Origin of the sequence: Methylocystis rosea SV97 (assembly GCF_000372845.1) — a bacterium.
Taxonomy (GTDB): Bacteria; Pseudomonadota; Alphaproteobacteria; order Rhizobiales; family Beijerinckiaceae; genus Methylocystis; species Methylocystis rosea.
Map to the genome: position 1 here is coordinate 1,098,364 of NZ_KB889963.1, position 12,462 is coordinate 1,110,825.

The following is a 12,462-nucleotide window of genomic DNA, read 5'->3' on the forward strand; positions in this document are numbered from 1 at the left end:
CCGCAAGGCAACGATCGGACCCGAGACCCCGCCGGGTCCGTTTAGCGCAAAGGGCGGCGCCGCTGCGACTCATTTCACCGCGACGGCGCAGGCTTCCGCCGCGTCCGGCGCGTCAAGCAAATTGTTCTTGATCACGGCTTCGGCGCGCGCCCTTGCTTCAGCCAGATCCTTGTCGAATACTTCGGTCGTATATTCGCTCGTCGCCGTCTTGACGATCGAGTCATTGGGCGACGCGGGCGTGCTGTTAACGTCGATTGTCGTGATCGTCGAAAGCCCCGGCCGTAGCGGCTGCTTTTTCAGCTCTTCTGGGTCGATCGCGATGCGCACCGGGATGCGCTGCACGATGCGGATGAAGTTGCCGGTGGCGTTGTCTGGTGGCAGCGTGGCGAACACGCTGCCCGAGCCGGGCACGACGCCTTCGACGAGGCCATGATAGGTTCGCTTGCTCCCGTAGAGATCGACAATGATCTCCGCCTTCTGCCCCGGCCTAATGCTCTCGAGACGGTTCTCCCAGAGATTGGCCTCGACCCAGAGATGGTCCAGCGGCACGATATTCATGATCTGGTCGCCGGGCTTGACGCGGAAGCCGACCTGAACGCGGCGCTTGGCGACATAGCCCGTCGCCGGCGCGCGAATGCTCTGGCGCAGCGTTTCGACATAGGCGTCGTTGAAGCGCGCCCTCGCCGCCTCGATATCGGGATGGCTGACGCGCGTCGCATTGACGAGGCGCGCATCGAACGCCTGCAGCTCGGCGCGCGTCTCGCGCCAATCGGCTTCCTGCGCCGCGAGCTGGTCCTCGGTGTTCTGCAGAATCTGGCGCGAGGCGGCGCCGCTCGGCGCGGCCGACCGATAACGGGCGAGATCGTGCCGCGTCCGTTCGCGCGTCGCCGTACGGGAGGCAAGTTTCTGGCATACCTGCTGCCGACTGGCGAAAAGCGCGCCGAGGGCGCGCACGGCGCGACCGAGTTCCGCCTCGGCTTGTCCCAACACCGCGCGCGCGCGCTGGGCGTCGAGCCGAACCAGCACATCGCCCTTTTTGACGAGCTGTGTTTCTTCGGCATTCACAGCGGCGACGACGCCCGTAGCGTCCGCCATCACTGGAATGATGTTGCCAGTCACAAAGGCGTTGTCCGTCGTGACGCGGTCACGGTCATAAGTGAGCCATTTGAACAGCGCTAGGAACGCGGCGACCGCAATTGCCAGGAAGACGACTTTAAGAAGAAAGGACCTTCTCGCGCGGATGCTTTTTCTCGACAGAGACATGGACTGATCACACCACCGCTTGCCACATCAACATTGTACTCCCGCGCAATCTCGTCTCAGCCGCCGGTCAGCGACTGGATTCCCTCGACGACGGGCGTGATTGGATCGGTCTCGGGCGCGGGCTTCGGATAGTCCGGCCCCGGCCCGCCTGCAAAGCCGCCTCCAAGCGCCTGATAAAGATCGACAGCGGCGATCAGCCGGTCGCCTTCGAGCCCGCGCTGGGCAAAAATCGCGTCCAGCAGGTCGGCGCGTTCCTGCAGGATTTCTCGCTGGTCGCGCAGGCCGTCGCGCAGCCGGACCTTCGACAACGCCAGTTCGGTTTGGCGCGCCCGAACGAAGCGGCTTTGCGCATCGAATTCCGAGCGCGCACGCCTGAGATTGGCGATCGCATCAGCGACCTGCTGCGCGGCCTGCAGCAGCGTGTCATTATAGGCGTCGACCGCCTGATCATATTCCGCGCGCTGCACTTCAAGATTGCCGCTCAGCCGACCGCCCTGGAAGACGGGGAGGCGAATGGTCGGGGCGGCGACATAGCCGAGCGCGGAAGGATTGAAGAGAAAACCCGCGAGCTTGCTAATCTTTGTCGAAGTGACGGAGGCTTCGAAACCGCCGCCAAATGCAAGATCGACGGAGGGGAGAAACAGAGTTTTCGCGGCGTGAACGCGCGCCGCCCACGCCTCGGCCCGCGCGAGCGCGGCCGCGAGATCGGGACGTCGCCGCAACAATTCGATTGGCAGAGCTTTCGGCAATGCGGGCTGCGCCGGCACGACGCTGCTGCGCCCGTTGAGAACCGTGAGGCCCGCGTCAGGCCCTTCGCCCATTAGCCGCGCAAGCGCGTCGAGCTGCAGCGTGATCGCCGCCTTGACCGTCGCCTCGCGCCGCACGGCGACCTCTTCATTCGTGCGCGCGATCTGAACGCCATCGAGCGTATCAAGCCCGGTCTGGTAGCGGGTATCGGCAAGCGCGCGCAGCTCTCGGCGCATTTTCACCAACATGGTTGCGAGGCCCGACTGCTGTGTCAGCGCGTAGCCGCGCAAATAGGCTCGCGCGACTCCCGTCGTCAGTAAAAGCCGGCTCTGCTCCGTCTCGCCCGCCTGCGCCGCCGCCTCGCCGATCGCGGCGTCGAGTAGCGCGCGATTCTTCTGCCAGAAATCCAGCTCCCAGGTCAGCGCCAGCGGATTGATGAAGGCCATGGTCTTTTCCAGACCGCCTTGCTCCGGATTGTAGGAAGCGACGACGCCATGCAGCGGATTGCGCGACTGCCGCATGCCGAAAGTTGAATTGACTTCTGGCAAGAGACGGGCGCCAAAAATACGAATGGCGGCGTCGGCCTCTCGCAGCGCGTTTTGCGCCTTACGGTAATTCTGATTGTCGGAAAGCGCTTTGTTGATGACCGCGTCGAGTTCGGCGCTGCGGAAGGCGCGCCACCACTCCTCCCGCGGCCAGGCCGTCTCGCCCTCTACGACGGGAAGGCCCGCTTTCGAGAGCGTGCGGGTCATCGCGGGCTGCTCGATGAATTGTGAGCGGTCCGCTCTGTCGATGGGCAAGCACGCTGCGAGCAAAGCACAGGAGACCGCGGCGACGCTGACGCGGGTCGCGCGCCCGAGTTTGGCTGCGAGCCAACGCATTTTACGAACGAGAACCATCAATGCTCCGCCGCCATCGTCTGATGGGGCGGAGGCGCCGAGCCGCCCGCCAGCTTTGCTGGATATTTTTGGAGTTTGGCAAACCAGACGACACCGCCAAGCAGGAACATAGTGACGGCGCCGAGCAGAAATGCGTCATCCATGGCAAGAATGCCCGCTTGTTGGCGGATGGCGCGCGCAATCACGCGACGCGTGACCGATTCAGACAGGCCCAGCGACTGAAGCTGCTGCGTCAACGCCGCCAGCGTGTCCAGCGAGGCGTAGCGACGGCCGCCGAGATATTCGGACAGGTTGAGTTGATGCCACGGCGTGCGGCGGAAGTAGACGACGCTCTGAAACGCGATGCCAAAAGCGCCGCCGACGAGACGAAACAGCAGGAACTCTTCCGCCGCCCGCTTATACGCGGGTCCTGATAACCCGTACGTAGCGAGGGTCGACGTCGGCGCCGATAGCGCGGCGACACAAAAGCCCAGGAAAACAACCGGTATAGCGAGCTTATCGTATGAAGCGTTCTTGTCGAAGAGCCCGAGCCAGGTGAGCACGACCGACGAGCACACGCACATCATGCAGATCACGAAGCGCACATCGAGCTTCTTCGAAATCTCGTACATGAAGCCCGCGAGCGGCAGGCCCGCGACCATCATCGCCAGATAGACATGGCCTGCGAGCGAGGACGTGTAGCCGAGCAAAAGCTGCATCTGCACCGACAGCAGCGACATTAGCCCCTGTATGACAAAAAAGCCGAGGAAGCCGCTGAGGACGCCAATGGCGTAACTCGAGCGCGAAAAGAGCCGCACATCGACGATCGGGTGGCGTTCGCCCCATTCCCAGATGATGAAGAGAGGTAGAGAGAACATGACGGTGATCAGCGCGACCGACAGCAGTGACGAGCCGAACCAATCGAAATCATTGCCCAGGCTCAGCATCATCTGCATGGCGATCAAGGTGATCACGAGCAGCACATAACCCACGGCGTCGAAGCGCACGATCTTGCGCTTATATTCGCGGCCATAGAGCAGCGCGCCAATGATCGCCGAGATGAGAACGCCCAGCGTGGCGTTGGCGTAGAACAGCCAACGCCAGGAAAAATACTCGGCCCAGAAGCCGCCGAGAAACACCGCCAGCGTATAAGGCAATATGCCGAGCGCGGCCCAGTAGCCGAGGCCGATCCTGTACTGTTTTTCCGGCAGTTCGCCGAGCGCCGCCGACTGACTGACGACCGCAAGGAAGCCGCCGAAGACCCCGAAAGCAAACCGCGTTGGGGCGTACATAAATACGCTTTCGCTCGAGACGCAAATCAGCGACGCGATCGCGTAGAAGAAATAGCCGAACGTCAGCACGCGATACTCGCCGAAACGACCGGAAAGGATCCTCGCGAATGGCACGCCGAGCGCAACCCCGATGAGATAGAAGGTTGTTCCCCAAGCGGCGAAGCTCGGCGTAACGCCTTCAAGCGATCCGGCTGAGTATGGCGTCAGCACGCTATGGCCGGAGACATTCGACAAAACGTCGACGTATCCAATCCCCAGCGCGCCAAGAAACAGAAGCAGCTTGCCGCCAACCAGCCTATCGAATGATACGATCATGCTGGCCGCCGTTTGCGAAAATGCGGCTCGAGGTTCGCGAGCGCATCCGTGACGGCCAGCACAACTTGTCGCACGATTGACTCAGATGAACGATTCACTTCCACACAAGGTGTTTCCGCCGACGGCTTTCTTCGTTAGCAAAAAGCCTACCGCGCAACAAATTCGAAAAACCAAACGTAACATTGCCTTTTTCGATACTTTCGCGCCTGTGCGCGCGTGGGGAAGGATCCTTCTAAACGACCTCCCGCGAGTAGATCTTGTGGAAAACGAGGTCGGATTCTGGCTCGGGCCGACGTTGTCACAGTCCTTTAACAAAAGCGAACGGCAGGTTCGCAAATGCGAAATTTTCCCTCCCATGCCAGCGCTGTATGAGATTCGAGAAACAGACCCTAGGCTTTCATATTGGACCGGCTCAACTATCAGCACCTGTATTACTTCTGGATGGTCGCGAAGACGGGCTCGATCAAAAGCGCCTGTGAAGCGTTGAACCTCGCGCAACCCACGATCAGCGGTCAGCTCGCCCTGTTCGAGAAGGCGATCGGCTCGAAGGTGTTCAAGCGGGAGGGCCGGAAACTCGATCTAACCGAGCACGGCTGGCTCGTCTTCAATTATGCGCATGAAATATTCAGCGTCGGCGACGAACTGACTAAATGGCTGAAAGGCGCGTCGGGGGAACCGAGCCGCAATCTTAAGGTCGGCGTCTGCGACGGCGTCGATATGTCGATCGCGCTGCGACTGCTGTCGCGCGCACTGAATGCTCAGCATCCGCCGACGCTCTGCTGCGCCAGTAGTGACGCGGAACGCGTGCTGCAGGATTTGCGACTGCGCGCCTACGATCTTGCGATCCTGACCGCGCCCCCGGTGTGTTCCGATCCCAACGCCACGTCCAGCCACCTCCTTGCGACCCTCGAAATCTCGCTGTTCGGCCCGGCGGCCAAAGTGAAGAGCCATAGCAAGGGCTTTCCGCAGTCGCTTCACCGCGCGCCCGTGGTATTGCCAATTCAGAAAAGCTCGCTGCGACAATCGCTGGATCATTGGCTCCAAATTCAAGGAATTGAACCGGACATCAAGTCGGAAATCGGGAATAGCGAACTGCGAAAGAGCGTCGCCGCGAGTTGCGACGCACTGACTTTCGCGCCGACTGACGCGCGGCAGGAAGTCCGCCAGCGCTATGGGCTGGAAGTTATCGGCGCGATCCATGGCGTGGAAGAGAGAATCTACGCGGTGACAACTCAAAGGAAAATAAGGAATCCCGCCATCGCGCAGATTATCGGGGGCATCGACGCCCGCGAGCTACTCCCTTGACGATCGCTGTCGCTCGACGCCGAGGAGCTCTTTCAACAGCGGGTGCTCGAAGCGGCGGCTTCGGGTAATGGCGTAAAAGGACTCCGTGATTTGACCGAGGCGACAAAGCTCGACCAACGCGCCGGACGCGAGTTCGTCCTTAACCACGACCGGCGGCGCCAGCGTAACGCTATGGCTCTCTCTGACGATCAGACGCAGCATCGCCATGTCGTCGACTTCGGCAAGCACGATCGGCTTTATGCCCGCTTCGTCAACGATGCGATCGAAAGCGATCCTGATCGCCTCTCCGCGCCCGGGGAGAACAATTGGCACTCTTTCGAGATCGTACGGAAATCGAAAAGAAGCGCCTCTGCCTCTTCCTTTTCTCAGCAGCTCGGGATGACCGATGATGCTGACCGCCTGCTCGGCGATAAGCAGATTCCGCCATTCTGAATTCAGCTCCATGGTCGCCGGCTGATTGGCGAGCACGAGATCGAGCGCATGCGTTTCCATCTGGGGGAGAAGCTCTCCGAGCGCCCCCGACTTCACGACCAGTTCCACATCCTCGCGGTCGATCAGCGGCTTGAGAAACTCGATCTGGAAGTTGCGGGACAGCGTGGCGACGGAGCCGATGCGCAGCATCTGACGATGGCCGAGACTCATGCTCTTGAATGTGCTCAGCAGCTCGTCGCCGGACTTGAAGACCACCTTGGCATAGTCGAAGGCGATGCGCCCCGCTTCGGTCAGGCGAAGCCTGCGGCCATCTCGCTCGAAAAGCGGCTGACCGAGCTGCTCCTCTAACGACTTCAGTTGAACCGACAGCGACGAGGGCGATACGTTCAGCAATTTCGCGGCGCGCGTCAGGCCGCCTTCATTTGCGATTGCCCAGAAGTATCGAAGGTGATGGTAGTTCAGAAAGCTCATAAATCAATCTATGATCGGAACGACTTGCTCCATCAATCGAAATTTTTTTGCGCCGCAGCAGCGACAGTCTCGCCCTCGATTGGATGGGGCCGACATCGGTCGGTCTAAAAAGGCTGGTTCGGCCATTTCGTCGACTTCCTGCTCCTCTGATCGCATCAGACGATCCGCCGCCATCGGGCGACGGCGGCCAGTTCGCTCCTTCCGTTCTCTTTCTTCGAACGATTCGTTCTGAACTTCGAATTTTTCACATACTCGAAGTATTCATAGTCTTTTCTGACAGTTGGATTGAGGAGAAATGATGCTCAAGGATCTCTATGAAATTGGTGAATTCCCGCCGCTCGGACATGTGCCGAAGAAGATGTACGCCTGGGCCATCCGACGCGAGCGTCAGGGTCCGCCGGAAACCGCCATGCAGATGGAGGTCGTGCCGACCTGGGAGCTCGACAGTCACGATGTGCTCGTGCTCGTGATGGCGGCCGGCGTCAACTACAATGGAATCTGGGCCTCGCTCGGCGAGCCTGTGTCCATGTTCGACGGACACAACAGCCTCCATCACATCGCCGGCTCCGATGCATCCGGCATCGTCTGGGCGGTGGGCTCCAAGGTGAAGCGCTGGAAGGTCGGCGACGAGGTCATCATCCACTGCAATCAGGATGATGGCGACGACGAGGCGTGCAATGGCGGCGACCCGATGTATTCGACGTCGCAAAGGATTTGGGGTTATCAGACGCCGGACGGGTCCTTCGCCCAGTTCTGCCGCGCGCAGGACCGACAGCTCATGGAGCGGCCCAAGCACCTGACTTGGGAGGAGTCGGCCTGCTACACTTTAACGCTCGCCACCGCCTATCGCATGCTCTTCGGCCATACGCCGCATGAGCTCAAGCCCGGCGACAATGTTCTCGTCTGGGGCGCCTCGGGCGGCCTTGGCGTTTTCGCCGTGCAGATTTGCGCGGCGGTCGGTGCCAATGCGATTGGGATCATCTCGGATGAGTCGAAGCGCGACTATGTGATGTCGCTCGGCGCCAGGGGCGTCATTAACCGCAAGGATTTCAACTGCTGGGGACAGCTGCCGAAGGTCAATTCGCCGGAATTCCACGACTGGACCTTAGAAGCGCGTAGATTCGGCAAGACCATCTGGGAATTTACCGGCGCAAAGGACGTTGACATCGTCTTCGAACATCCGGGCGAGGCGACCTTTCCAGTCTCGGCGCTGGTTGTGAAGCGCGGCGGGATGGTGGTGTTCTGCGCCGGCACGACGGGCTTCAATATAACGTTCGACGCGCGCTACGTCTGGATGCGTCAGAAGCGCATTCAGGGCTCGCATTTCGCGCATCTGAAGCAGGCGAGCGCCGCCAACCAGTTCGTGCTGGACCGTCGTGTCGATCCCTGCATGTCCGAAGTCTTCTCGTGGGCGAGCATACCCCAGGCGCACATGAAGATGTGGCGCAACGAACATGCGCCGGGAAACATGGCGGCGCTCGTGATGGCGCCGATGCCTGGGCTTAAGACCTTCAGCGAGACGATCGCCGCGGCGCGCGAAGGCGCAAGCGTCTCCGAAGCAGCATGATCGGCGACTGTCGGCGATAGAGCCTAAATGGCGGATCCCTTCGCGCCCGACCGCGCGGAGCTCCGCTGAGGGCGGCGCGAAAGGCTCTGTTTTGGAGGATAAACTCTCTCACCTTTCCTGGCTCGAGTCGGAGTCCATCCACATTCTTCGGGAAGCAGCGGCGGAAGCCGAGCGGCCGGTGATGCTGTTCTCGGCGGGCAAGGATTCAACCGTTCTGGCGCATCTGGCGCTTCGCGCCTTTTATCCGGGGAAGCCGCCATTTCCGCTGCTTCATATCGACTCGACATGGGAATTCCAATCCCTCATCGACTTTCGCGATTCCTTCGCGCGAACGCATGGCTTCACGCTGATTGCGCATGCGAACGAAGACGGGCGCGCCGCCGGCATAAACCCGTTTGATTATGGCGACCGATATACGCTGCTCATGCGCACCGAGCCGCTGAAGGCGGCGCTTGATCACGGAAAATTTGATGTGATTTTCGGCGGCGCGCGGCGCGACGAAGAGCGGTCGCGGGCAAAGGAACGGATCGTTTCAGTGCGCAGCGACAAGCACGTCTGGGATCCGCGCCAGCAGCGGCCCGAGTTCTGGCGTCAGTTCAATTTACGCCTCGGCAAAGGGCAATCGGCCCGGGTGTTTCCGCTGTCAAACTGGACCGAGGCGGATTTGTGGGATTACGTGCTGATGCACAAGATCGAACTGGCGCCGCTCTATTTCGCGTCGCCGCGGCCGGTCGTCGAGAGAAAGGGTTCGTTCGTCGTCGTTGACGACGAAAGCAGAATGCGATTCCAGTCTGGCGAGCAGGTCGTGATGAAGACAGTCCGCTTTCGGACACTCGGTTGCTGGCCGGTCACCGGCGCCTTCGAGTCCGAAGCGGCCGATATCGAAACCGTCGTCGAAGAAACATTGCGTTCGAAATGGTCTGAGCGGCAGGGGCGCATCAGCGACGGCGAGGACGGCGGTTCGCTCGAGCAAAAGAAACGGGAAGGCTACTTCTAGCAGCACCTGGGATGCTGCCGCGATCGCTGAGTGTGAGATATTTGCAAGAAACATGATCGCCGGCGAGATATTCGGCGGCGAACGGTCTGGGTCCGCGTCGCGCCTCACCAGCCCCAATGATGGCCGCCATGTCCTCGCGGGCTGAAGTAATCGTGACTATGGCCCCAACGGCGGCCGCGGTCTGCGCCCCAATGTCCTCGGTCGTTACCGATCCAGGCGCCATTGTGGCGATGGCTCTTGATTCCATGAGCGCCGGAATGAGCGCGCGGATTTCCGAACTCAAAGTGGTCGCGCGCCGACGCGGGCTCCAGCGGGAGGAAGAGTCCGGCAAGCACGACGGCCACCGCCGACATTTCTCTTATTCTCATTCGGAACTCCTATCGATGACGTTTGATTAGGCGGACTCGTCTGACCGCGGAAAACACGATCGATTTATAGAGTTCAATTCAGATCGGCAGCGTCGCTACCAGCCTCTGCCCGCTCAAATTCGCTCACACGCCCCAGAACTCCTGTCGTTCGGTTCCATGTGAGGGGCTCGCCAATAACGTCTGCAAACAATACGCGTAGCCGCTCCGTCTGAAAACAAATATGCGGCCACCCGTCAGCCGAATTAAAGATTGGCGCGAACTGCGGAGTAGTTGGAAAATGGTGAAGCGTCTGCTGTTCAACCAAGGCTAACACCAACGATTCACGTAAAGCCCCGAGATCCGTTGAAGTGCTTCCATGTGCAGCATCTAACCAACACAAAAGCCATACTCCGCTCGAACCAAAGGACCCGCGGCTCCGGAATGCACGATGGCCATATGCCGAGGTGCGGCCCAACAACTCGGGGGGTGAATCAACCACCAAGGGGTCGACCCATATTCCGACAAACTCCTCGTAGTGCTCCTCATGAATTGTCGGGAACCGCGCGTCTCGAAATGCCAGAAACTCTCCAGCTTCCTTGCAAGCGCGGGGAATATCATTGTCAGATCGAACCAAGAGCAGAAGGCACTTGTCGAACTGTCCCATCGGAGCAGCATCCTCTTCATTCACTTCTAAGGTCCTATCGGGCTCTCACGTGTGGCGACCGATAAGCCCTCGTTGATTACGAGCGCATCCTTGTCTCCACGCGCTGTCCCACGAGTGCCGCCGTAGTCCATAGCATCACCCGCAGCCCGTCCCGCTCATGGGGAAGGCTTCGGCGAAATTGTCGTCTATCGTCACGCCGTTGCGAATTATATCCGGCATGGAACCTCCGCAAAGGCGTCCTTGTGCGGCAGCGCCGCGTCGGGCATGTCGAAAATGCTGCGCGGCAGGCCGTAAAGCTCGTCGTAATAGGAATCGAGACGCTTCGTGATCTGCCCATCGTAGCGCGGGCGAATATGCAGCGTCTTGCCGCGCGCGTAATGCGAGACTTGGCCATCGCGCACGACGAGAGCGCCATCCTTGAACACGAGGGCCGCGCGCCGGAACATGCCGGCGACGTCGCGTCCGGGCTTATAAACGGCGATGTCGGCGACGGCGCCGGGACCGAGCCGGCCGCGATCGACAAAGCCAAAGAGCTTCGCGGCGCCGGAGCGGCTCATCTGGGCGATTTCGTAAAGCGTGTATTCGCGCGAAATCGACGGCAGCGTCGTGTGCTCCAGCACCTCGGCCGGAAGGCGCGCAAGATGCTGCGCGCGAAGATCGGCGCTCATCAGCAGCGCGAAGAGCTCCGGATAGGTCGTGAACGGACCGCCGTTCGGATGGTCGGTGGTGAAGAACACCTGCTCAGGATTTTCAATGAGCAGGAAGAGCTCGAGGCCCGCCGCCCATTGAATGGCGTTGTAGTAATTTGAAATCTTATAGACGTAGGGCACGATGCCGCCGCCATTGGCGTCGCCGTCGAAGATCGCGCCCTTCTTCGGGATCGCGCCGGGCAGGCTGTTAAACTGTTTCAGAACGTCGGACGAAATCGTCACCGTGTCCGAGAACATCACCTGGCCGACGTCGACGGAAACATTTGGATTCGCGTTGATCTTCTCGGCGAAGAGCGCGCCGGCCGACGAGAAGCCGTTCTTGCCTTCCTTGCCATAGGCGTAGAACTGCACATGCGCGAGATGGAGCGGCAGACCCTGCGCCGCGTCGATCGTCGCGAGCGCCGTGTCGATATTGCCGGCAAGGCCGAGATTGTTCATGTGCAGATGCAGCGGATGCGCGATGCCCACCGCCTGAGTCGACTTCTGCAGCGCCTGGAAAATCTGGCGCGACGTCAGCCCGTAAAACGGCACGACGTCGTCCAGTCCGAAGGCGCGCATGTTCTCCTTGAAGGCCTCGACCCCGCCGGGATTGATGCACTTCAGTCCGAGCGAACGGGTGTTCTCGACGGTCTGCGCGACATAGTCATTGATCGCGCCGTCCGTCTCGCCGTCGCGCAACATGCCGAGCAGAAAGTCGTCGTTGCCGAGCACGGTGAGCGCGCCCTTGTCGATGATCGGCACGTCGTTGAATTCGAGATGGGTCTGCAGCGCGTGATGCGGCGCCATCGCCGGCTCGACGACCGTGGTGAAGCCCATCTGCGCATAGAGACGGCCGGTCTCGTAGCTCGACCATTTGGCCGTCGACAGCGGCGTGTCGGCGAGCCGCGCGCGAATCGCGCGATGCAGCTCCGGCAGCAGCAGTCGCGCCGTGTTCACATTGCCGCCGGCGATGTGCGAATGGATGTCGATCGCGCCGGCCATGACGATATGGCCGGAGACGTCGATCCCCTTGTCGGCGCTGCGGCCTTCGGGGCGCTCGACGATGCGGCCGTCCTCGAACCACACGTCGCCGATCGCGTCCTGGCCGGTCGCCGGATCGACGACATGGCCGCCGCGCAAAACTGTCAGCGCCATGCGCCCTCCGAAACTTCCGCCATGATGGCGCCGATCGCCTGCGCCACGCTCGGCGCGTCCGTCGGCGCGCTTGCCCTGCGCAGCGTCATGCCGCCGGTTTCCTGACTCATCAGCACCGCGTCATGCGTGACGCCGACCACGAAGATGTCGCTGCCCGACTCGGAAAAAGAGACAAATTCCCCTCGACGTAACAGTTATTCGCCTATACTAGACGCGCGCAAACCTTGTTTAAATTTCTCTTTATCGAATAATCTATTTCATAATGACGAACTCGTTTTCCATTTGTATGGTTCCGCAAATTCCGGGCGGGCGCCTAGCGATCCGCCCACCTTGCGTGAGA

11 protein-coding genes are annotated in these 12,462 nt (G+C 60.7%); 3 read left to right on the plus strand and 8 right to left on the minus strand.

Going from position 1 to position 12,462, the window contains the following annotated elements; translation table 11 throughout:
- Window positions 1–69: 69 nt before the first annotated feature.
- Genes A3OO_RS0105885 through A3OO_RS0105895 form a run of 3 tightly spaced genes read right to left on the minus strand, consistent with a single transcriptional unit; the run spans window position 70 to window position 4,495 of the window.
- Window positions 70–1,263 (minus strand): HlyD family secretion protein, encoded by a 1,194-nt coding sequence (locus A3OO_RS0105885; protein WP_018406909.1) that lies wholly within the window; start codon window positions 1,261–1,263, stop codon window positions 70–72.
- 56 nt (window positions 1,264–1,319) lie between these two features.
- A complete protein-coding gene (locus A3OO_RS0105890) occupies window positions 1,320–2,909 on the minus strand; it encodes an efflux transporter outer membrane subunit (protein WP_018406910.1) in 1,590 nt (529 codons plus the stop codon).
- A complete protein-coding gene (locus tag A3OO_RS0105895) occupies window positions 2,909–4,495 on the minus strand; it encodes an MFS transporter (RefSeq protein WP_018406911.1) in 1,587 nt (528 codons plus the stop codon). Before A3OO_RS0105895 ends, A3OO_RS0105890 begins: the two co-directional genes overlap by 1 nt.
- 402 nt (window positions 4,496–4,897) lie before the next feature.
- On the opposite strand from A3OO_RS0105895, the gene A3OO_RS0105900 reads away from it, so the two are divergent.
- Window positions 4,898–5,800 (plus strand): LysR family transcriptional regulator, encoded by a 903-nt coding sequence (locus tag A3OO_RS0105900; RefSeq protein WP_018406912.1) that lies wholly within the window; start codon window positions 4,898–4,900, stop codon window positions 5,798–5,800.
- Here A3OO_RS0105900 and A3OO_RS0105905 read toward each other — a convergent pair.
- Window positions 5,789–6,703, minus strand: coding sequence for a LysR family transcriptional regulator (locus tag A3OO_RS0105905; RefSeq protein WP_018406913.1), 915 nt, complete (start codon window positions 6,701–6,703; stop codon window positions 5,789–5,791). The two genes, A3OO_RS0105900 and A3OO_RS0105905, sit on opposite strands and share 12 nt — an antisense overlap.
- Window positions 6,704–6,998: 295 nt before the next feature.
- Here A3OO_RS0105905 and ccrA point away from each other — a divergent pair, with 295 nt between their 5' ends.
- Window positions 6,999–8,270 carry a crotonyl-CoA carboxylase/reductase gene (gene ccrA / locus A3OO_RS21205; RefSeq protein WP_018406914.1) on the plus strand — a complete coding sequence of 424 codons (1,272 nt, stop codon included), beginning with the start codon at window positions 6,999–7,001 and terminating at the stop codon, window positions 8,268–8,270.
- Between the two features lie 34 nt (window positions 8,271–8,304).
- Window positions 8,305–9,267, plus strand: a complete 963-nt coding sequence (cysD, locus tag A3OO_RS0105915) for a sulfate adenylyltransferase subunit CysD (RefSeq protein ID WP_051080341.1) — start codon at window positions 8,305–8,307, stop codon at window positions 9,265–9,267.
- Window positions 9,268–9,371: 104 nt separating this feature from the next.
- On the opposite strand, the gene A3OO_RS23490 is transcribed toward cysD, so the two are convergent.
- From A3OO_RS23490 to A3OO_RS23500, 4 genes are all read right to left on the minus strand, one after another.
- The gene (locus A3OO_RS23490) at window positions 9,372–9,635 is read right to left on the minus strand and encodes a hypothetical protein (RefSeq protein WP_156824765.1); all 264 of its coding nucleotides are present in this window, start codon (window positions 9,633–9,635) and stop codon (window positions 9,372–9,374) included.
- 73 nt (window positions 9,636–9,708) lie between these two features.
- Window positions 9,709–10,302 (minus strand): hypothetical protein, encoded by a 594-nt coding sequence (locus tag A3OO_RS23495; RefSeq protein ID WP_156824766.1) that lies wholly within the window; start codon window positions 10,300–10,302, stop codon window positions 9,709–9,711.
- Window positions 10,303–10,484: 182 nt separating this feature from the next.
- Window positions 10,485–12,122, minus strand: a complete 1,638-nt coding sequence (locus A3OO_RS0105930; protein ID WP_018406919.1) for a formylmethanofuran dehydrogenase subunit A — start codon at window positions 12,120–12,122, stop codon at window positions 10,485–10,487.
- Window positions 12,113–12,262, minus strand: coding sequence for a hypothetical protein (locus A3OO_RS23500; RefSeq protein WP_018406920.1), 150 nt, complete (start codon window positions 12,260–12,262; stop codon window positions 12,113–12,115). Before A3OO_RS23500 ends, A3OO_RS0105930 begins: the two co-directional genes overlap by 10 nt.
- Between the last annotated feature and the right edge of the window lie 200 nt (window positions 12,263–12,462).

Bases quoted from the DNA above. Each gene is read 5' to 3' on its own strand.
- A3OO_RS0105885 (WP_018406909.1), bottom strand. From the start codon at position 1,263: ATGTCTCTGTCGAGAAAAAGCATCCGCGCGAGAAGGTCCTTTCTTCTT.
- A3OO_RS0105890 (WP_018406910.1), bottom strand. From the start codon at position 2,909: ATGGTTCTCGTTCGTAAAATGCGTTGGCTCGCAGCCAAACTCGGGCGC.
- A3OO_RS0105895 (WP_018406911.1), bottom strand. From the start codon at position 4,495: ATGATCGTATCATTCGATAGGCTGGTTGGCGGCAAGCTGCTTCTGTTT.
- A3OO_RS0105905 (WP_018406913.1), bottom strand. From the start codon at position 6,703: ATGAGCTTTCTGAACTACCATCACCTTCGATACTTCTGGGCAATCGCA.
- ccrA (WP_018406914.1), top strand. From the start codon at position 6,999: ATGATGCTCAAGGATCTCTATGAAATTGGTGAATTCCCGCCGCTCGGA.
- A3OO_RS23490 (WP_156824765.1), bottom strand. From the start codon at position 9,635: ATGAGAATAAGAGAAATGTCGGCGGTGGCCGTCGTGCTTGCCGGACTC.
- A3OO_RS0105930 (WP_018406919.1), bottom strand. From the start codon at position 12,122: ATGGCGCTGACAGTTTTGCGCGGCGGCCATGTCGTCGATCCGGCGACC.